This window comes from Pseudomonas sp. Leaf129 (assembly GCF_001423465.1).
Taxonomy (GTDB): domain Bacteria; phylum Pseudomonadota; class Gammaproteobacteria; order Pseudomonadales; family Pseudomonadaceae; genus Aquipseudomonas; species Aquipseudomonas coleopterorum.
In genome coordinates, this window is record NZ_LMOC01000006.1 from 615619 (window position 1) to 634383 (window position 18765).

The window sequence follows — 18765 nt, forward strand, 5'->3', positions numbered from 1 at the left end:
TGATTGAGTCAGGGCGTGATTCTACCTGCTTTGGCACAGGTTGGGCGGATCAAAACATCTGTCGATGATAGTGATGGCCCTTTCGCGGGCAGAGCCCGCTCCCACAGGGATCGCGCCGCTCTGAGGACCACTGCATCTCTTGTAGGAGCGGGGCGGACGGCGAGCCCTCTGCCCGCGAAAGGGCCCGTCCAGTCACCCCAAGGCCTTGGCATGATGCCGCAAATGGTCATCGATGAAGCTGGCGATGAAGTAATAGCTGTGGTCATAGCCCGGCTGCATGCGCAGCGTCAGTGCATAGCCTGCAGCCTTTGCCGCCTGGCTCAAGGCCTGCGGCTTGAGCTGGTTCTCGAGGAAGTCGTCGCGATCGCCCTGATCCACCAGCAACGGCAGATGTTCCGCCGCATCGGCAATCAGCACGCTGGCGTCCCATTCGCGCCAGCGCGAGCGCTCTTCCCCCAGATAGTGGGAAAACGCTTTCTGCCCCCACGGGCAATCCATCGGATTGCTGATGGGCGAAAACGCCGAGATCGATCGGTAGCGCCCTGGGTTGCGCAGCGCGCAGACCAGCGCACCGTGGCCGCCCATCGAGTGGCCGCTGATCGAGCGTTTGTCCGACGCGGGAAAGTGCGCTTCCACAAGGTCAGGCAACTCATGCACCACGTAGTCGTGCATGCGGTAGTGCTGCGCCCACGGCTGTTCGGTGGCGTTCAGATAGAACCCGGCACCCAGACCGAAATCCCAGGCCTTCTCCGGATCATCCGGCACCTCGGCACCGCGAGGGCTGGTGTCGGGCGCCACGATGATCAGGCCCAGTTCCGCGGCCAGCTTGAGGCCACCGGCCTTCTGCATGAAGTTCTCGTCGGTGCAGGTCAGCCCCGACAGCCAGTACAGCACGGGCAACTTGCCGCCCTCCTCGGCCTGCGGCGGCAGGTACACGGCGAAGGTCATGTCGCAATTCAACGTTTTGGAACGATGCTTGTAACGCTTGTGCCAGCCGCCGAAGCTCTTCTGACACGACAGGTTTTCCAGGCTCATGGCAGACCTCAGAAGTGGATGACCGAGCGGATGCTCTTGCCTTCGTGCATCAGGTCGAAGGCCTTGTTGATGTCTTCCAGGCCCATGGTGTGGGTGATGAAGGTGTCCAACGGGATTTCGCCGGTCTCGGCCATTTCGACATAGCTGGGCAACTCGGTCCGGCCGCGCACGCCGCCGAACGCCGAACCGCGCCAGACCCGACCGGTGACCAGCTGGAATGGCCGCGTGGCGATTTCCTGGCCGGCGCCTGCCACACCGATGATCACCGATTCGCCCCAGCCCTTGTGGCAGCATTCGAGGGCTGCACGCATCAGTTGCACGTTGCCGATGCACTCGAAGGAAAAATCCACGCCGCCGTCGGTGAGGTCGACGATGACTTCCTGAATCGGACGATCATATTCCTTGGGATTGATGCAGTCGGTGGCACCCAGCTGACGGGCGATCTCGAATTTGCTCGGGTTGATGTCGATGGCGATGATGCGACCGGCCTTGGCCTTGACCGCACCGATGATGGCCGACAAGCCGATGCCACCCAGACCAAACACGGCCACGGTGTCGCCTGGCTTGACCTTGGCCGTGTTGAGCACCGCGCCGATACCGGTAGTGACGCCGCAGCCCAGCAGGCAGACCTTTTCCAGGGGCGCCTGCTTGTCGATCTTGGCCACCGAGATCTCCGGCAGCACGGTGTACTCGGAGAACGTCGAAGTCCCCATGTAGTGGAACAGTTCCTTGCCGTTGTACGAGAAGCGCGTGGTGCCATCAGGCATCAGGCCCTTGCCCTGGGTGGCGCGGATGGCCTGGCAGAGGTTGGTCTTGCCCGACTTGCAGAACTTGCACTGACGGCACTCGGGTGTGTACAGCGGAATGACGTGATCACCCACCGCAACCGAGGTGACGCCCTCGCCCACGGCTTCGACGATCGCGCCACCTTCATGGCCCAGTACCGACGGGAAGATACCTTCCGGATCCGCGCCCGACAGGGTGTACGCGTCGGTGTGGCAGACGCCGGACGCGACCACGCGCAGCAGGACTTCACCGGCCTTGGGCATGGCCACGTCGATCTCGACGATTTCCAACGGCTTGTTGGCTTCGAATGCAACGGCGGCGCGGGACTTGATCATCAATGCTGCTCCTGAAATGAACGGGACTAACCACAGTGTAATTCATCGACTAATACGGAATAATCACCCCTTCGGCAAAACATTGATGCTGTACAGGGATAATCGGATGAGTGACAACCGCTGGGAGGGGATCGACGAGTTCGTCGCAGTGGCCGAGTGCGCTCATTTCAGCGCTGCGGCCCAGCGCCTGGGCGTATCGTCGTCCCATGTCAGCCGCCAGATCGCGCGGTTGGAAGAACGCCTGCAGACGCGCCTGCTCTACCGCAGCACGCGGCGCGTGGCGCTGACCGAGGCGGGCCAGACATTCCTGCAACATTGCCAACGCCTGCAGGATGGCCGCGACGAAGCCTGGCGTGCCATGAGCGATCTGACCGGGGAACCCAAGGGGCTGCTGCGCCTGACCTGTGCCGTGGCCTACGGCGAGCGCTTCATCGTGCCGTTGGTCACGCGCTTCATGGGGCTGTACCCGCAACTGCGCGTGGACATCGAACTGAGCAACCGCACCTTGGACCTGCTGCACGAGGGCCTGGATCTGGCCATCCGGCTGGGACGCCTGCAAGACTCACGGCTGGTAGCGACACGACTGGCCCCACGGCGGATGTTCCTCTGCGCCTCACCCTTGTACCTGGCGCGATACGGCCGTCCGCACAGCGTGTCGGAACTGGCGCGGCACAATTGCCTGGTGGGCAGCTCGGATATCTGGCCGTTGCAGGTCGATGGCAAGGAGCAGGCGCAGCGGGTACAAGGCAATTGGCGCTGCAACAGCGGTCAGGCGGTGCTCGAAGCAGCGTTGCAGGGTGTAGGGCTGTGCCAGTTGCCCGACTACTATGTGCTCGAACATCTGCGCAGCGGTGCGCTGGTATCGCTGCTGGACGCCCACCAGCCGCCCAATACGGCGGTATGGGGGCTTTATCCGCAACAGCGTCACCTGTCGCCGAAGGTCAGAAAGCTGGTGGACTATCTGCGGACAGGGTTGAGTGAGAGGCCGGAATATCTGTAGAAGCGGTCATCGGCCGCGAACCAGGCCAGCGCGCGCCTCAGCCGCGCATGGCCCAACGCTGACGCAACCACTCGAGATCTTCCGGTCGGGTGACCTTGAGGTTGTCCGCCCGGCCTTCGACCAGTTTCGGCGCAAACCCGGCCCATTCGATGGCCGAGGCTTCGTCGGTGATGGCCACGCCGGCCACCAGGCTGTCGGCCAGTGCTCGATGCAGGGCGCCCAGGCGGAACATCTGCGGCGTGAACGCCTGCCAGATCGTGCTGCGATCCACGGTGTGCTGAACGCGCCCCGTCGCATCGGCACGCTTGAGCGTGTCCCGCGCCGGTACGGCCAGCAGCCCGCCCACGCTGTCGTCGGCGAGTTCGGCTAGCAGCTTGTCCAGATCGGCGCGGGACAGGTTGGGACGCGCCGCATCGTGCACCAGCACCCAATCGCCTTCGTCCGCACCCTGGGCATGCAAATGCAGCAACGCGTTGAGCACCGAATCGGCGCGCTCGCGGCCGCCGGCCACCCGCTGGATCAATTCGTTGCGCGCGCTGGGCAGTTCGGGCCAGAACGGATCATCGGCAGCGAGGCTGACGATCACGCCCTTGAGCTGTGGATGCCCGAGGAAACAATCGATGCTGTGTTCCAGAATGGTACGACCGCCCAGGCTCAGGTATTGCTTGGGACGGTCTGCCGCCATGCGCGCACCTACGCCCGCAGCGGGAATCACTGCCCAGAAGGCTGGCAGCGAGGTCTTCATTGGGCCAACTGGTAGAGGGTTTCACCCTCCTTGACCATGCCCAGTTCATGGCGAGCGCGTTCTTCCACGGTCTCCATGCCCTTTTTCAATTCGAGTACTTCAGCGTCCATCACGCGATTGCGTTCCAGCAGCCGCTCGTTCTCGGCGTGCTGTTCGGCGATCTGCTGTTTCAGCTCGGCTACCTGCTTGAGACTTCCGTTTCCGACCCACAGGCGATACTGCAAACCACCCAGGAGCAGAAGCAAGACGAGAAACAACCAATAAGGACTGCGCATCACATTACCCAGTGGTAAAAAACTTCAACTCTGCGACCAGATAGCACGAAGCCTGGCATCCGCCAGGCTCCGCATGTCGTCTTTCTACCATCTATTGCTTAGCCGCGAAACTCGTCGCGACCACGGTAGATCGCCTTGGCGCCCAATTGCTCTTCGATACGCAGCAGTTGGTTGTACTTGGAAACGCGGTCGGAGCGGCACAGCGAGCCGGTCTTGATCTGCCCGGCAGCGGTACCCACGGCCAGGTCGGCAATGGTCGAATCCTCGGTTTCGCCGGAGCGGTGCGAGATCACCGCGGTGTAACCTGCGGCCTTGGCCATCTGGATAGCTTCCAGGGTTTCGGTCAAGGTGCCGATCTGGTTGAACTTGATCAGGATCGAGTTGGCGATCTTCTTGTCGATGCCTTCCTTGAGGATCTTGGTGTTGGTCACGAACAGGTCGTCACCTACCAGCTGAACTTTCTCGCCGATCTTGTCGGTGAGGATCTTCCAGCCAGCCCAGTCGGACTCGTCCAGGCCGTCTTCGATGGAGATGATCGGGTAGCGCTCGGTGAGGCCCTTGAGGTATTCGGCGAAACCTTCGGCGTCGAACTTGTGGCCTTCACCGGCCAGATCGTAGGTGCCGTTTTCGAAGAATTCGCTGGCAGCGCAGTCCAGTGCCAGGGTCACGTCGGTGCCCAGTTTGTAGCCGGCCTTCTCGACGGCTTCGGCAATGGCGCTCAGAGCGTCTTCGTTGGAGGCCAGGTCAGGGGCGAAGCCACCTTCGTCACCTACCGCAGTGCTCAGGCCGCGAGCCTTCAGTACCGCCTTGAGGTGGTGGAAGATTTCGGTGCCCATGCGCAGGGCGTCGGAAAAGGTCTTGGCGCCAACGGGCTGGACCATGAATTCCTGGATGTCGACATTGTTATCGGCGTGCTCGCCACCGTTGATGATGTTCATCATCGGCACGGGCATGGAGTAGACGCCCGGGGTGCCATTGAGGTTGGCGATGTGCGCGTAGAGGGGCAGGTCCTGGTCCTGCGCGGCAGCCTTGGCGGCAGCCAGGGACACGGCGAGGATGGCGTTGGCGCCCAGCGATGCCTTGTTCTCGGTTCCGTCCAGGGCAATCATGGCGTGGTCCAGTGCCTTCTGGTCAACCGGGTCCTTGCCCAGCAGCGCATCGCGAATCGGGCCATTGATGTTGGCCACGGCTTTCAGAACACCCTTGCCCAGGTAGCGGCTCTTGTCGCCATCGCGCAGCTCCAGCGCTTCACGCGAGCCGGTGGACGCGCCCGACGGTGCACAGGCAGTGCCGATGATGCCGTTTTCCAGAAGCACGTCGGCTTCCACGGTAGGGTTGCCACGGGAGTCGAGAACTTCACGACCTTTGATGTCGACGATTTTTGCCATTGTTATGAACACTCCAAAGTAGACGAGAACGACGCAGCGGGGGTCTTGGTGGCCCATTCGCGGGCAGAGGGCTCGCCGCCCGCCCCGCTCCCACAAGGAATCGATGTGGGAGTGGGTCTCTGCCCGCGAAGGGTTCACCACAACAAATCGGGCACTACTTTACCGCAATCAGGCCGTTTCGATCGCCGGGAAACCTTTGACCAGTTCGTCGAGCGCCTTGAGCTGGGCCAGGAACGGCTCCAGCTTGTCCAGACGCAGTGCGCACGGACCGTCGCACTTGGCGTTGTCCGGGTCCGGATGGGCTTCCAGGAACAGACCTGCCAGGCCCTGGCTCAAGCCGGCCTTGGCCAGGTCGGTGACCTGGGCACGGCGCCCACCGGCCGAGTCGCTGCGACCGCCCGGCATCTGCAGGGCATGGGTGACGTCGAAGAACACCGGGTATTGGAACGACTTCATGATGCCGAAGCCGAGCATGTCCACCACCAGGTTGTTGTAACCGAAGCTCGAACCACGCTCGCAGAGGATCAACTGATCGTTACCGGCTTCCTCGCACTTGGTCAGGATGTGCTTCATTTCCTGCGGAGCCAAGAACTGGGCCTTCTTGATGTTGATGACCGCACCGGTCTTGGCCATGGCGACCACCAGGTCGGTCTGGCGCGACAGGAAGGCCGGCAGCTGAATGATGTCGCAGACTTCGGCGACCACGGCGGCCTGCGCAGGCTCATGGACGTCGGTGATCAGCGGCACATTGAAGGTCTGCTTGATCTCTTCGAAGATGCGCATGCCCTCTTCCAGGCCGGGGCCGCGGTAGGAGGTCACGGAAGAACGGTTGGCCTTGTCGAAGCTGGCCTTGAACACGTAGGGAATGCCGAGCTTGTCGGTCACGCGCACGTATTCTTCACAGACCTTGAGGGCCATGTCGCGCGATTCCAGCACGTTCATGCCGCCGAACAGGACGAATGGCTTGTCGTTGGCGATCTCGATGTCGCCAACGCGGATGATCTTCTGCGCCATGAGGATCAGGCCTTCTTCTGATGTTGAGCCAATGCAGCCTTGACGAAACCGCTGAACAGCGGGTGACCGTCACGCGGCGTCGAGGTGAACTCGGGGTGGAACTGGCAGGCCACGAACCATGGGTGATCCTTGGACTCGACCACTTCGACCAGCGCACCATCACCCGAACGACCGGAAACCACCAGGCCGGCGTCGACCAGTTGCGGCAGCAGGTTGTTGTTCACTTCGTAGCGATGACGATGACGCTCGACGATCACATCGCGGGCGTAGCAATCGTGCACCTTGGAACCGCTGATCAGCTGGCAGTCCTGCGCACCCAGGCGCATGGTGCCGCCCAGATCGGAAGCTTCGGTACGGGTTTCCACGGCACCGGTGGCGTCTTCCCACTCGGTGATCAGACCGACCACCGGGTGGCCGCTGGCGCGATCGAATTCGGTGGAGTTGGCGTCTTTCCAGCCCATCACGTTACGAGCGAATTCGATGACGGCCACCTGCATGCCCAGGCAGATGCCCAGGTACGGCACCTTGTTCTCGCGGGCGTACTGCACGGCGGTGATCTTGCCTTCCACACCGCGCAGACCGAAGCCGCCGGGAACCAGGATGGCGTCCACGCCTTCGAGCAGCGCAGTGCCCTGATTCTCGATGTCTTCGGAGTCGATGTAGCGCAGGTTGACCTTGGTGCGATTGCTGATACCGGCATGGCTCATCGCTTCGATCAGCGACTTGTAGGCATCGAGCAGTTCCATGTACTTGCCGACCATGGCGATGGTCACTTCGTGTTCCGGATTCAGCTTGGCATCGACCACCGCGTCCCACTCGGAGAGGTCGGCGCTGCCGCACTGCAGACCGAAGCGCTCGACGACGAAATCGTCCAGGCCCTGGGAGTGCAGGATGCCCGGGATCTTGTAGATGGTGTCGGCGTCTTCCAGGGCGATGACCGCGCGCTCTTCGACGTTGGTGAACTGCGCGATCTTGCGACGCGACGAGGTGTCGATCGGGTGATCGGAGCGGCACACCAGCACATCGGGCTGCAGGCCGATGGAGCGCAGCTCCTTGACCGAATGCTGGGTCGGCTTGGTCTTGGTCTCGCCGGCAGTGGCGATGTACGGGACCAGCGTCAGGTGCATCAGCATCGCGCGCTTGGCGCCGACTTCGAAGCGCAGCTGGCGGATCGCCTCCAGGAACGGTTGCGATTCGATGTCGCCCACGGTGCCGCCGATCTCGACCATGGCCACGTCGGCATCGCCGGCGCCCTTGATGATGCGGCGCTTGATCTCGTCGGTGATGTGCGGGATGACCTGGATGGTCGCGCCCAGGTAGTCACCACGACGCTCCTTGCGCAACACGTGCTCGTAGACGCGGCCGGTGGTGAAGTTATTGTTCTGGGTCATGGTCGTGCGGATGAACCGCTCGTAGTGCCCCAGGTCCAGGTCGGTCTCGGCGCCGTCGTGGGTGACGAACACTTCACCGTGCTGGAACGGGCTCATGGTGCCCGGGTCGACGTTGATGTACGGGTCAAGCTTGAGCATGGTGACTTTGAGCCCCCGCGCCTCCAGGATGGCCGCCAATGAAGCCGAGGCAATGCCTTTCCCCAATGAAGAAACAACACCGCCCGTGACGAAGATGTAGCGCGTCATGAAAAACCCTAGAAGTCTGCGTTAAAGCGGCAGAAGCCGCCGGGGAAAGCGAAGGAAGGCCGAAGCCCCCGACGGCCAAAAACGGTTTGGCAATCGGCAACGTCCGTGAATCCGGTGGGCTCACAGAAGCTGTATCAAGAAGGGAGCGTAGTCTACCGGATTCCCCCTTTCATCTCAAACTCTGCTCGCCGGTCGGCGGCGACCACAACAGGTGGCCATCGACACTGGACAGCGGCAGGTTGGCCACGGCCACCAAATGGTCGTCGACGAACAGCAGGGGCAGGCGATCACGCACGAAGCCTGGCAGGCGGCTTTCATTGAGCAGGCGTTTGAGGTCTCGCTGCCCGCGAGCGGGCAACCGCAGGCCTTCGCCGCCCTGGCGGTAGCGAATCTGCGCCTGACCGGACGGCGGACTGCCCTGCCATCGCACCTCACCGTTACCCGGCAGTTGCAAGGCCTGCTCAAGACGCGGCCATGTTTGGACCGCAGGCTGAGCCTGCGACCATTGGCCACTGACCCACCAGATCCGTCCGTGGGCCCTGTGCAGCTCGCCGTCGGTCAGTCGCCAGACGGGCGTGGCTGCGGCATCGGCGTCGCGCAAGGATGTCCATCCGACCCAGTGCTGGGTGTCGGGCAGGCGCGTCAGGCGTGCCAGCCAGAACTGCAGAGCATTGCGCTGACGGCTGTTGGACAGCGCTTGCAGCGGCGCCAGGGCCAGGCTCGGTACGGACAGCCAGGAATGCTCGACCGACACGCGCGCAGGCTCCAGGTCCGCTTCGGCCAGTTCCTCCAGCAACTGCGCTGCCTCGCCCAGATGGGCCGCGGCCCTGGCAATGCTGCCGGCCGCCTGGGGCCAGCGCGCCGTGATCATGGGCAGCACGTCTCGGCGCAGGTAATTGCGCGAAAAACGGGTATCGGTGTTGGAGGGGTCGTCGATCCAGTCCAGGCCCTCGGCACGAGCGTACGCGACCAGTTCGCTGCGAGGCTCATCGAGCAGCGGCCTGGCCAAGATCCCCTGCCCTTGCGGTCGCTGATGTGGCATCGCCGCAAGTCCCCGCACGCCCGCGCCGCGCAGCAGACGAAACAGCAGGGTTTCTGCCTGATCATCCTGGTGCTGGGCGGCGAACAGGACATCGCCGACTCCGAGCACCGCATCGAAAGCACGGTAGCGCGCCTGGCGCGCGGCTTGTTCCAGGCTGGGGCCGTTCTCGACCTGCACCCGGATAATGCGCAACGGCACACCGAGCTGATCGCACAGGGATTGGCAGTGTGCGGGCCAGGTATCGGCGACCGATTGCAGACCGTGATGGATATGAAGAGCAGTCAGCGGCGGACGCTGGGGCAGACCGGCCAACAGGTGCAGCAGGACAGTGGAGTCGAGGCCACCGGAGAAGGCAACGTACCAGGCAGGGGCTGAGAGGTAGGGTTGCAACCGGGCCTGTAATCGTTGCATCAAGACTGAGGATTCACGCATAAGGTGCGGCCCTCACTGGGCAAGGCGAGGTATGAGCGGTGCTCCCTTCGCGGGCAGAGGACTCAGCCGCCCGCCCCGCTCCCACACGGATCGGGGCTGGGCCTTGAATCGGCGGTGCGCCCTTCGCGGGCAGAGCCCGCTCCCACAGTGGACGGAGTGAACCCATACTTGTGGGAGCGGGCTCTGCCCGCGAAGGGCGCGCCTCGGTCTCGAACCTTACAACCCGTAGCTCATCAACCGGTCATACCGGCGGCTGAGCAACGTCTCGGTGTCGAAACCCTTGAGCATGTCCAGTTGGCTGGTCAGCTCGGCGCGGATCAGGGCCGAGGCGGCGACCGGATCGCGATGGGCGCCACCCAGTGGCTCGTCGATCACCTTGTCGACAATGCCCAGGTGGTTCAAGCGCTCGGCCGTGATGCCCATGGCTTCGGCGGCATCCGGCGCCTTTTCGGCCGTCTTCCACAGAATCGACGCGCAACCTTCCGGCGAAATCACCGCATAGGTCGAATACTGCAACATGTTCAGTTGATCGCAGACACCGATGGCCAATGCACCACCCGAACCGCCTTCACCGATCACCGTGGCGATGATCGGTGTTTTCAGGCGTGCCATCACGCGCAGGTTCCAGGCGATCGCTTCGCTCTGGTTGCGCTCTTCGGCATCGATGCCCGGGTACGCGCCCGGCGTGTCGATGAAGGTGAGGATCGGCATCTTGAAGCGCTCGGCCATTTCCATCAGGCGGCACGCCTTGCGGTAGCCTTCCGGACGCGGCATGCCGAAGTTGCGACGGACCTTCTCGCGCACTTCGCGGCCTTTCTGGTGGCCGATGATCATCACCGGCTGCTCGTCGAGACGAGCGACACCGCCGACGATGGCGGCGTCGTCGGAGAAATGACGGTCGCCGTGCAGCTCATCGAACTCGGTGAAGATGTGCTGAATGTAGTCCAGGGTGTACGGGCGGCGCGGGTGACGCGCCAGCCGGGCAATCTGCCAGCTGGTCAGGTTGCCGAAGATGCTTTCGGTCAGCGTGCTGCTCTTGTCTTGCAGGCGAGAGATCTCGTCGCCGATGTTCAACGAATTGTCGTTGCCTACCAGGCGCAGCTCTTCGATCTTGGCTTGCAGGTCAGCGATCGGCTGTTCGAAATCAAGAAAATTCGGGTTCATAGGCATCCGTCTTGGGTCGACGGCCAAGCGGCCGGCCGGTTGATCCGTTTGGCGCCATACCTTAAAGGAAACGGCGCGTTCAGGTCGAGTTTATTAATTGTGGTCGAGCCCGGCCCGCGGGGGCCAGCTCAACGGTCAAGTTCAACGATATTGCAGAAAGACGTTCTCGCGACCGAACTGGTCACGCAACGCTTGAATCAAGCTGTCGGCCGGGTCGATCCGCCAGCCTTCGCCGAACTGCAGCGTCGCCTTGGCGTCGTTGCTGGTGTATTCCATGGTGATCGGGCAGGCGCCGCGGTGCTGACGGCACAATTCGCCTAGCCAGTCGAGCCGATCGCCACCCAGCCCGTCGGCGTGCACCTTCAGACGCAAGCTTTCGGCCAGGTTGGTGCGCGCATCTTCCATGCTCATCACGCGCTTGACGCGCAGGCGCAGGCCACCGGAGAAGTCATCGTTGCTGACCTCCCCTTCCACCACCACCATCGCGTCGGTCTGCAACAGCGATTGCGCGGACATGAAGGCATCGGCGAACAGTGAGGCCTCGATGCGCGCCGAGCGGTCGTCGAGGGTGATGAAGCCCATCTTGTCGCCCTTCTTGTTCTTCATCACCCGCAACGCGATGACCATGCCGGCCACGGTCTGGGTTTCGCGCGAAGGCTTGAGGTCGATGATGCGCTGCCGAGCGAAGCGGCGGATCTCGCCTTCGTATTCGTCGATCGGGTGCCCGGTGAGGTACAGCCCCAGAGTTTCCTTCTCGCCGCGCAGCCGCTCCTTGAGGGTCAGCTCCTTGGCCTTGCGATGGTCGGCATAGACATCGGCGTCCGCTTCGACGAACACACCGCCGAAGAGGTCGTCGTGGCCGCTGTCGTGGGTGCGTGCGGTCTGCTCCGCCGCCTTGATCGCGCCCTCCATGGCCGACAACAGTACCGCGCGATTGCGGTCGATGTTGGCTTGGTAGGCTTTGGGCTCATCGTGGAAATACGGGCCCAGGCGATCAATCGCACCGCTGCGGATCAGACCGTCGAGTGTGCGTTTGTTGATGCGCTTGAGATCGACGCGCTCGCAGAAGTCGAACAGGTCCTTGAACGGGCCGGCCTGACGGGCTTCGATGATCGCCTCCACCGGTCCCTCGCCCACGCCTTTGATCGCGCCCAGCCCATAGACGATGCGGCCATCGTCGTTGACCGTGAACTTGAACTCGGAGTTGTTCACGTCCGGCGCGTCCAGGCGCAGCTTCATGGTGCGCACTTCTTCGATCAAGGTCACGACCTTGTCGGTGTTGTGCATATCCGCCGAGAGCACTGCGGCCATGAACGGCGCCGGGTAGTGAGCCTTGAGCCAGGCGGTCTGGTAGGACACCAGGCCATAGGCGGCGGAGTGGGACTTGTTGAAACCGTAGCCGGCGAATTTTTCCACCAGGTCGAAGATGTTGCCCGCCAGGTCCGGGTCGATGTTGTTGGTGGCACAGCCTTCGATGAAGCCGCCACGCTGTTTGGCCATCTCTTCGGGTTTCTTCTTGCCCATGGCGCGACGCAACATGTCGGCGCCGCCGAGGGTGTAGCCTGCCATCACCTGAGCGATCTGCATCACCTGTTCCTGATACAGGATGATGCCGTAGGTGGGCGCCAGCACCGGTTTCAGACCTTCGTACTGGTAGTCCGAATGCGGGTAGGCCAGCTCGGCGCGACCGTGCTTGCGGTTGATGAAGTCGTCCACCATGCCCGATTGCAGCGGGCCTGGCCGGAACAACGCCACCAGTGCAATGAGGTCTTCCAGGCAGTCGGGCTTGAGCTTCTTGATCAGCTCCTTCATGCCGCGAGATTCGAGCTGGAAGACGGCAGTGGTCTCGGCCTTCTGCAGCAACTGGTAGGTCGGCTTGTCGTCGAGCGGAATGAAGGCGATGTCCAGCGGCGCCTCGTTGACCTTGGCCCGGTCGCGGTTGATGGTCTTCAGCGCCCAGTCGATGATGGTCAGGGTACGCAGGCCGAGGAAGTCGAACTTGACCAGGCCGGCCGCTTCAACGTCATCCTTGTCGAACTGGGTCACCAGGCCGTCACCGGCCTCGTCGCAGTAGATCGGCGCGAAGTCGGTCAGCTTGGTCGGCGCGATCACCACACCCCCGGCGTGCTTGCCGACGTTACGCACCACGCCTTCGAGCTTGCGCGCCATTTCCCAGATTTCTGCCGCCTCTTCATCGATCTTGATGAAATCGCGCAGGATTTCTTCCTGCTCGTAGGCCTTTTCCAGGGTCATGCCGACTTCGAAGGGGATCATCTTGGACAGGCGATCAGCCAGTCCGTAGGATTTGCCCTGTACCCGCGCCACGTCGCGCACCACCGCCTTGGCCGCCATGGAGCCGAAGGTGATGATCTGGCTGACCGCGTTGCGGCCGTACTTGTCGGCCACGTAGTCGATGACCCGGTCGCGACCGTCCATGCAGAAGTCGACGTCGAAGTCGGGCATGGACACCCGCTCGGGGTTGAGGAAGCGTTCGAACAGCAGGTCGTATTCCAGTGGATCAAGGTCGGTGATCTTTTGTACATAAGCCACCAGAGAGCCTGCGCCCGACCCCCGGCCCGGGCCCACCGGCACGCCGTTGTTCTTCGCCCACTGGATGAAATCCATCACGATCAGGAAGTAACCGGGAAAGCCCATCTGGATGATGATGTCGAGCTCGAAATTCAGCCGGTCGACATACACCTGCCGGCGCGCTTCGTAGTTCTCGGTGGTGTCCTTGGGCAGCAGCACGGCCAGGCGCTCTTCCAGGCCGTCGAACGAGACCTTGCGGAAATATTCATCGATGGTCATGCCATCGGGGATCGGGTAATCGGGCAGGAAGTGCTTGCCCAGCTTGACATCGATGTTGCACCGCTTGGCGATCTCGACGGTGTTTTCCAGCGCCTCGGGCAGGTCGCTGAACAGCTCGGCCATCTCCTCGGCGCTTTTGAGGTACTGCTGGTCGCTGTAGTTCTTGTTGCGGCGCGGGTCGTCCAGCGCCCGGCCTTCACCAATGCACACGCGCGTCTCGTGGGCCTCGAAGTCTTCCTGCTTGATGAAGCGTACATCGTTAGTGGCGACCAGGGGGGCGCCCAGGCGGTCGGCCAGAGCGACGGCGGCGTGCAGGTACTCTTCGTCGTTGGTGCGGTTGGTCCGCTGCACCTCGACGTAGAAGCGCTCGGGGAACACCGCCATCCACTCGCGCAGCAGGTTGTCGGCATCGCCCGGGTAGCCGCCCAACAGGGCCATGCCGATCTCGCCCTCCTTGGCCGCCGACAGGCAGATCACCCCTTCGCTGGCTTCGGCGACCCATTGCCGCTCGACGATCACCTGGCCATTGCGCTGGCCATCGATGAAACCGCGGGAAATCAGCTCGGTGATGTTGCGATAGCCGACCGCGTTCATCGCCAGCAGGCTGATGCGGCTCAGGGGCCCGTCGGGGTCGCGATTGGCCAGCCACAGGTCAGCACCACAGATCGGCTTGATGCCGGCGCCCATGGCCGCCTTGTAGAACTTCACCAGCGAACACATGTTGTTCTGGTCGGTCACCGCCACCGCTGGCATATTCATGCCGGCCAGCGCCTTGACCAGCGGCTTGATCCGCACCAGGCCGTCGACCAGCGAGTATTCGGTGTGCAGGCGAAGATGAACGAAGGAAACCGACATGTTGATCCTATGGTGACGGGTAAAACGACAAGGCCCGGATTGTACCGGGCCCTGATCAAAACATCAGCCTGCTAGACCCAGGCGGGGGTTTGATCGATGCTTTCGCGAGCCTGCCACGCCGCGCGGACCGGTGCGAACGATCGCCGATGAATGGGCGTCGGACCCAGCCGCGCCAAGGCTTCCAGATGCACCGGCGTGGGGTAGCCCTTGTGCCCGCCCATGCCGTAGCCCGGGTAGATCAATTCGAACGCGGACATTTCCCGGTCGCGACTGACCTTGGCCAGGATCGAAGCAGCGGCGATGGCCGGGACCTTCGCGTCGCCCTGGATCACCGGGGCGCTTGGCACATCCAGTTGCGGGCAGCGATTGCCATCGATCAGCGCCAGTTTTGGCGTGATGCTCAGGCCCTGTACCGCCCGCTGCATGGCCAGCATGGTCGCGTGCAGAATGTTCAGGCGGTCGATCTCTTCGACCTCGGCACGGGCGATACACCAGGCCAGCGCTTTCTCGCAGATTTCGTCGTAGAGCAATTCGCGACGCGCTTCGGTGAGTTTCTTCGAATCGTTGAGGCCCAGGATCGGCCGACGCGGATCGAGGATCACCGCCGCCGTCACCACCGCGCCACACAACGGGCCACGGCCGACCTCATCGACACCGGCGACCAACTCTTCGACCAGATCGAAATCCAGGCCCATTTGCAGTTGCCTGCTTGTCTGTAGAGGCTTAGCCATCGTTCCTGCCTATCAGTTGCAGCACGGCGTCGGCCGCCTGGTTGGAGGCGTCGCGGCGCAGCGTGCGGTGAATCGCGTCGAAACCGCTGGTCTGCTCCTCGCCACCGGCCAGCAGCGGCAGCAAGCGCTCGACCAGCGCCTGGGGCGTAGCGTCATCCTGCAGCAGCTCGGGCACCAGCATGCGCTGGGCCAGGAGGTTGGGCAACGACACGTAGGGGCTCTTGACCATGCGCTTGAGAATCCAGTACGTCAGGGGCGCCAGTCGATACGCAACCACCATCGGGCGCTTGTACAGCAAAGCTTCCAAAGTGGCCGTACCGGAAGCGATCAATACCGCGTCACAGGCAGCCAGCGCCGTGTGCGAGTCGCCGTCGAGCAAGGTCACCGGCAGCGTGCGGCCCGCAAGCATCTGCTCCAGTTGCGCCCGCCGCTGTGGGTTGGCACAGGGAATCACGAAGCGTGCATCCGGTTTCGACTGCAACAGCAACTGGGCACTGTCGAGGAACAACTCGCCCAAGCGGCCGACTTCCCCACCACGACTGCCGGGCATCAAGGCCACCAGCGGGAACTCGCCGGCCAGGCCCAGCTGGGTGCGGGCCTGGCTACGGTCCGCCTGCAGGGCGATGGTATCGGCCAACGGGTGACCGACGAAACGCACCGGCACGCCCTGCTCCTCGTAGAAGCGAGCCTCGAAGGGCAGCAACGTGAGCATAAGGTCGCAACCCTGGCGAATCTTCAATACACGCTTCTGCCGCCATGCCCAGACCGAGGGGCTCACGTAGTGCACGGTCTTGATCCCGGCCTGGCGCAGCTTGAGTTCGATGTTCAGGGTGAAGTCGGGTGCGTCGATGCCGATGAACACGTCCGGCTTGCAGGCAATCAGCTCGGCAATCAGCTGCTTGCGCCGCGCCAGCAGTTCGCGCAGACGACCCAGCACTTCGACCAGGCCCATCACTGCTAGGCGCTCCATCGGGAAGCGACTGACCAGTCCTTCGGCTTCCATCAGCGGGCCGCCGACACCGATGAACTGGACATACGGATGGCGCGCCTTGAGCGCACGCATCAGCCCGGAACCCAGGATATCGCCACTGGCTTCGCCTGCCACCAGTGCCACGGTCAGCGGTGCGGGGTAAGACATCAGCGGGTGATGCCGCGAGTCGAGGACTGGATCGACTTGAGGAACACGTCGACTTCAGGGTGCAGCCGCGCAGGTTCTTCCAGATCGAGCAGGGCCTGCTCGACGGTCAGGCCACGACGATAAACCGTCTTGTAGGCACGGCGCAGCGCGTGGATCGCTTCGTCGCTGAAACCGCGGCGGCGCATGCCTTCGAAATTCATGCTGCGAGCTTCGGCCGGGTTGCCGAACACCGTGACATAGGCCGGCACATCCTTGCCGATGGCGGTACCCATGCCCGAAAAGCTGTGGGCGCCAATGTGGCAGTACTGGTGAACCAAGGTGAAGCCGGAGAGGATCGCCCAGTCGTGAACATGCACATGGCCAGCCAGGGCCGTGTTGTTGACCAGAATGCAGTGGTTGCCGATCACGCTGTCGTGCCCGATATGGGCGTAGGCCATGATCAGGTTATGGTCGCCCAAGGTGGTTTCGGCGCGGTCCTGCACGGTGCCACGGTGGATGGTCACACCTTCGCGGATCACGTTGTGGTCACCGATGACCAGGCGGGTTTCCTCGCCTTTGTACTTGAGGTCCGGCGTGTCTTCCCCGATCGAGGAAAACTGGTAGATGCGATTGTGCCTGCCGATGCGGGTCGGCCCCTTGAGAATGACGTGAGGCCCGATCACGGTGCCTTCGCCAATTTCCACGCCCGCACCAACGATCGACCAAGGGCCGACTTCGACGCCATCTGCCAATACGGCGGACGGATCGATGATGGCGCGAGGGTCAATCAAACTCATAGCTTGCGTTCCGCACAGATGATCTCGGCCGAGCAGACCGGCTTGCCATCGACCGAAGCCTTGCAGTCGAACTTCCAGATCTGGCGCTTGCAACTGATGAACTTGGCTTCCAGGATCAACTGATCACCCGGCAGCACAGGCTGGCGGAAACGCAGCTTGTCCGAACCCACGAAGTAGTACAGCGTGCCGTCGGCCGGTTTCACGTCGAGCATCTTGAAACCGAGAATACCGGCGGCCTGGGCCATGGCCTCGATGATCAGCACGCCCGGCATGATCGGGTGCGCGGGAAAGTGACCATTGAAGAACGGCTCGTTGATGCTGACATTCTTGTAGGCGCGAATGCTCTGGCTTTCGACGTCCAGCTCCACGACCCGATCCACCAACAGGAAGGGATAGCGGTGCGGCAGGTATTCGCGAATCTCGTTGATGTCCATCATTTCGGGGGGAAGCCTGTAGTAAAGATAGGGAGCGCGCGGCTGACGCGCGACACTCCTATTGCAAATCAAGGGGCAGTCTAGCGGCTGGGCACACTTGATATGGAAAAGGTATCAGCCATCAGATGACGCTTTACCGCCTTGGGTCACTGCCTCGACATGCTTTTCCACCTGCTTGAGGCGCCGAGCCATGTCATCCAGATGCCGCAATCGCGCAGCGCTCTTGCGCCACTCGGCTGCCGGCTGCATCGCCGTACCCGAGGAATAGGCACCCGGCTCGGTGATCGAATGGGTCACCATGGTCATGCCAGTGATGAATACCCCATCGCAGATCTCGATGTGCCCGACCAGGCCTACACCGCCTGCGAGCATGCAATTCTTGCCGATCTTGCTGCTTCCCGAAATGCCAACGCAGGCTGCCATGGCGGTGTTGTCGCCAATCTGCACGTTGTGGGCAATCTGGATCTGGTTATCGAGCTTCACGCCATTGCCGATCACGGTATCGGCCAGTGCACCACGGTCGATGGCGGTATTTACACCGATCTCGCAGTCGTCGCCGATGCTAACGCCGCCGATCTGGGCGATCTTCTGCCAAACGCCTTTCTCGTTGGCAAAGCCGAAGCCCTCGCCACCCAGCACGGCACCGGATTGGATGACTACTCGCTTACCGATGCGCACGTCGTGATAGAGCGTGACCCGGGGCGCCAACCAGCCGCCCTCGCCGATCTCGCAGCGTGCACCGATGAAACAGTGCGCACCGACGGTCACACCGGCCGCGATCCTGGCTCCGCTCTCCACGACCGCGAACGGCCCGACACTGGCAGCAGCATCGACCTGGGCATCGGCAGCGATGACCGCAGTAGGGTGCACACCAGTGCTGGCGCGGGGCTTGGGATCGAACAAGTGGGAGATGCGCGCATAGGCCAGATATGGGTCGGGAACGATCAGCGCGTCGCCCTTGAACCCTTCGGCGTCAGCGGCCTTGAGCAGTACGGCCCCGGCGTGGCTGTCGGGCAGAAACTTGCGGTACTGCGGATTGGCCAGAAAGCTCAGCTGAGCTGGGCCGGCCTCCTGCAAGGTGGCCAGCCCAGTGATGATCTTCTCCGGGTCGCCACTGACCGTGGCGCCCAGGAACTCGGCCAGTTGACCGAGCTTCATGGTCGCTGTCAT

General features: G+C 62.7%; 16 protein-coding genes. 1 reads left to right on the forward strand and 15 read right to left on the reverse strand.

Features of this window, described 5'->3' with window-relative positions:
- Positions 1 to 192: 192 nt before the first annotated feature.
- On the reverse strand, positions 193 to 1035 hold the full coding sequence (gene fghA, locus ASF66_RS10875) for an S-formylglutathione hydrolase (RefSeq protein ID WP_056843845.1): 843 nt from the start codon (positions 1033 to 1035) through the stop codon (positions 193 to 195).
- A gap of 8 nt (positions 1036 to 1043) precedes the next feature.
- Positions 1044 to 2156, reverse strand: coding sequence for an S-(hydroxymethyl)glutathione dehydrogenase/class III alcohol dehydrogenase (locus ASF66_RS10880; RefSeq protein WP_043185129.1), 1113 nt, complete (start codon positions 2154 to 2156; stop codon positions 1044 to 1046).
- Between the two features lie 106 nt (positions 2157 to 2262).
- On the opposite strand from ASF66_RS10880, the gene ASF66_RS10885 reads away from it, so the two are divergent.
- The gene (locus ASF66_RS10885) at positions 2263 to 3156 is read left to right on the forward strand and encodes a LysR family transcriptional regulator (RefSeq protein ID WP_049862271.1); all 894 of its coding nucleotides are present in this window, start codon (positions 2263 to 2265) and stop codon (positions 3154 to 3156) included.
- Between the two features lie 37 nt (positions 3157 to 3193).
- Here the strand turns inward: ASF66_RS10885 and ispD are convergent, their stop codons facing one another.
- The 13 genes from ispD to lpxD all read right to left on the reverse strand — a co-directional run bounded on the left by ispD (position 3194) and on the right by lpxD (position 18765).
- Positions 3194 to 3901, reverse strand: a complete 708-nt coding sequence (gene ispD / locus ASF66_RS10890; protein ID WP_056843846.1) for a 2-C-methyl-D-erythritol 4-phosphate cytidylyltransferase — start codon at positions 3899 to 3901, stop codon at positions 3194 to 3196.
- Positions 3898 to 4176 carry a cell division protein FtsB gene (gene ftsB / locus ASF66_RS10895; RefSeq protein ID WP_043185120.1) on the reverse strand — a complete coding sequence of 93 codons (279 nt, stop codon included), beginning with the start codon at positions 4174 to 4176 and terminating at the stop codon, positions 3898 to 3900. The genes ispD and ftsB overlap by 4 nt, the downstream gene beginning before the upstream one ends.
- Positions 4177 to 4274: 98 nt before the next feature.
- Positions 4275 to 5564 carry a phosphopyruvate hydratase gene (eno, locus tag ASF66_RS10900; RefSeq protein ID WP_049862273.1) on the reverse strand — a complete coding sequence of 430 codons (1290 nt, stop codon included), beginning with the start codon at positions 5562 to 5564 and terminating at the stop codon, positions 4275 to 4277.
- Between the two features lie 168 nt (positions 5565 to 5732).
- Positions 5733 to 6578, reverse strand: a complete 846-nt coding sequence (gene kdsA / locus ASF66_RS10905; protein WP_049862274.1) for a 3-deoxy-8-phosphooctulonate synthase — start codon at positions 6576 to 6578, stop codon at positions 5733 to 5735.
- A 5-nt stretch (positions 6579 to 6583) separates the two neighbouring features.
- Positions 6584 to 8215 carry a CTP synthase gene (locus ASF66_RS10910; protein WP_049862275.1) on the reverse strand — a complete coding sequence of 544 codons (1632 nt, stop codon included), beginning with the start codon at positions 8213 to 8215 and terminating at the stop codon, positions 6584 to 6586.
- Between the two features lie 169 nt (positions 8216 to 8384).
- Positions 8385 to 9689, reverse strand: coding sequence for a tRNA lysidine(34) synthetase TilS (gene tilS / locus ASF66_RS10915; protein ID WP_056843847.1), 1305 nt, complete (start codon positions 9687 to 9689; stop codon positions 8385 to 8387).
- Positions 9690 to 9905: 216 nt separating this feature from the next.
- On the reverse strand, positions 9906 to 10853 hold the full coding sequence (locus ASF66_RS10920) for an acetyl-CoA carboxylase carboxyltransferase subunit alpha (protein ID WP_043185110.1): 948 nt from the start codon (positions 10851 to 10853) through the stop codon (positions 9906 to 9908).
- Positions 10854 to 10994: 141 nt separating this feature from the next.
- The gene (gene dnaE / locus ASF66_RS10925; protein WP_056843848.1) at positions 10995 to 14516 is read right to left on the reverse strand and encodes a DNA polymerase III subunit alpha; all 3522 of its coding nucleotides are present in this window, start codon (positions 14514 to 14516) and stop codon (positions 10995 to 10997) included.
- Positions 14517 to 14587: 71 nt separating this feature from the next.
- On the reverse strand, positions 14588 to 15217 hold the full coding sequence (rnhB, locus tag ASF66_RS10930; protein WP_056843949.1) for a ribonuclease HII: 630 nt from the start codon (positions 15215 to 15217) through the stop codon (positions 14588 to 14590).
- 22 nt (positions 15218 to 15239) lie between these two features.
- Positions 15240 to 16385 (reverse strand): lipid-A-disaccharide synthase, encoded by a 1146-nt coding sequence (gene lpxB, locus ASF66_RS10935; RefSeq protein ID WP_056843849.1) that lies wholly within the window; start codon positions 16383 to 16385, stop codon positions 15240 to 15242.
- Positions 16385 to 17161 (reverse strand): acyl-ACP--UDP-N-acetylglucosamine O-acyltransferase, encoded by a 777-nt coding sequence (gene lpxA / locus ASF66_RS10940; RefSeq protein ID WP_043185103.1) that lies wholly within the window; start codon positions 17159 to 17161, stop codon positions 16385 to 16387. Before lpxA ends, lpxB begins: the two co-directional genes overlap by 1 nt.
- A complete protein-coding gene (gene fabZ / locus ASF66_RS10945) occupies positions 17158 to 17598 on the reverse strand; it encodes a 3-hydroxyacyl-ACP dehydratase FabZ (protein WP_043185101.1) in 441 nt (146 codons plus the stop codon). Before fabZ ends, lpxA begins: the two co-directional genes overlap by 4 nt.
- Before the next feature lie 111 nt (positions 17599 to 17709).
- A complete protein-coding gene (gene lpxD, locus ASF66_RS10950) occupies positions 17710 to 18765 on the reverse strand; it encodes a UDP-3-O-(3-hydroxymyristoyl)glucosamine N-acyltransferase (protein WP_056843850.1) in 1056 nt (351 codons plus the stop codon).

What these genes read in the sequence shown, in the direction of transcription:
- ftsB (WP_043185120.1), bottom strand. Translation starts at nt 4,176, where the DNA reads ATGCGCAGTCCTTATTGGTTGTTTCTCGTCTTGCTTCTGCTCCTGGGT.
- fabZ (WP_043185101.1), bottom strand. Translation starts at nt 17,598, where the DNA reads ATGATGGACATCAACGAGATTCGCGAATACCTGCCGCACCGCTATCCC.
- fghA (WP_056843845.1), bottom strand. Translation starts at nt 1,035, where the DNA reads ATGAGCCTGGAAAACCTGTCGTGTCAGAAGAGCTTCGGCGGCTGGCAC.
- ASF66_RS10910 (WP_049862275.1), bottom strand. Translation starts at nt 8,215, where the DNA reads ATGACGCGCTACATCTTCGTCACGGGCGGTGTTGTTTCTTCATTGGGG.
- ASF66_RS10920 (WP_043185110.1), bottom strand. Translation starts at nt 10,853, where the DNA reads ATGAACCCGAATTTTCTTGATTTCGAACAGCCGATCGCTGACCTGCAA.
- kdsA (WP_049862274.1), bottom strand. Translation starts at nt 6,578, where the DNA reads ATGGCGCAGAAGATCATCCGCGTTGGCGACATCGAGATCGCCAACGAC.
- ispD (WP_056843846.1), bottom strand. Translation starts at nt 3,901, where the DNA reads ATGAAGACCTCGCTGCCAGCCTTCTGGGCAGTGATTCCCGCTGCGGGC.
- lpxD (WP_056843850.1), bottom strand. Translation starts at nt 18,765, where the DNA reads ATGACAGCGACCATGAAGCTCGGTCAACTGGCCGAGTTCCTGGGCGCC.
- lpxA (WP_043185103.1), bottom strand. Translation starts at nt 17,161, where the DNA reads ATGAGTTTGATTGACCCTCGCGCCATCATCGATCCGTCCGCCGTATTG.
- eno (WP_049862273.1), bottom strand. Translation starts at nt 5,564, where the DNA reads ATGGCAAAAATCGTCGACATCAAAGGTCGTGAAGTTCTCGACTCCCGT.
- tilS (WP_056843847.1), bottom strand. Translation starts at nt 9,689, where the DNA reads ATGCGTGAATCCTCAGTCTTGATGCAACGATTACAGGCCCGGTTGCAA.
- ASF66_RS10885 (WP_049862271.1), top strand. Translation starts at nt 2,263, where the DNA reads ATGAGTGACAACCGCTGGGAGGGGATCGACGAGTTCGTCGCAGTGGCC.
- ASF66_RS10880 (WP_043185129.1), bottom strand. Translation starts at nt 2,156, where the DNA reads ATGATCAAGTCCCGCGCCGCCGTTGCATTCGAAGCCAACAAGCCGTTG.
- lpxB (WP_056843849.1), bottom strand. Translation starts at nt 16,385, where the DNA reads ATGTCTTACCCCGCACCGCTGACCGTGGCACTGGTGGCAGGCGAAGCC.
- dnaE (WP_056843848.1), bottom strand. Translation starts at nt 14,516, where the DNA reads ATGTCGGTTTCCTTCGTTCATCTTCGCCTGCACACCGAATACTCGCTG.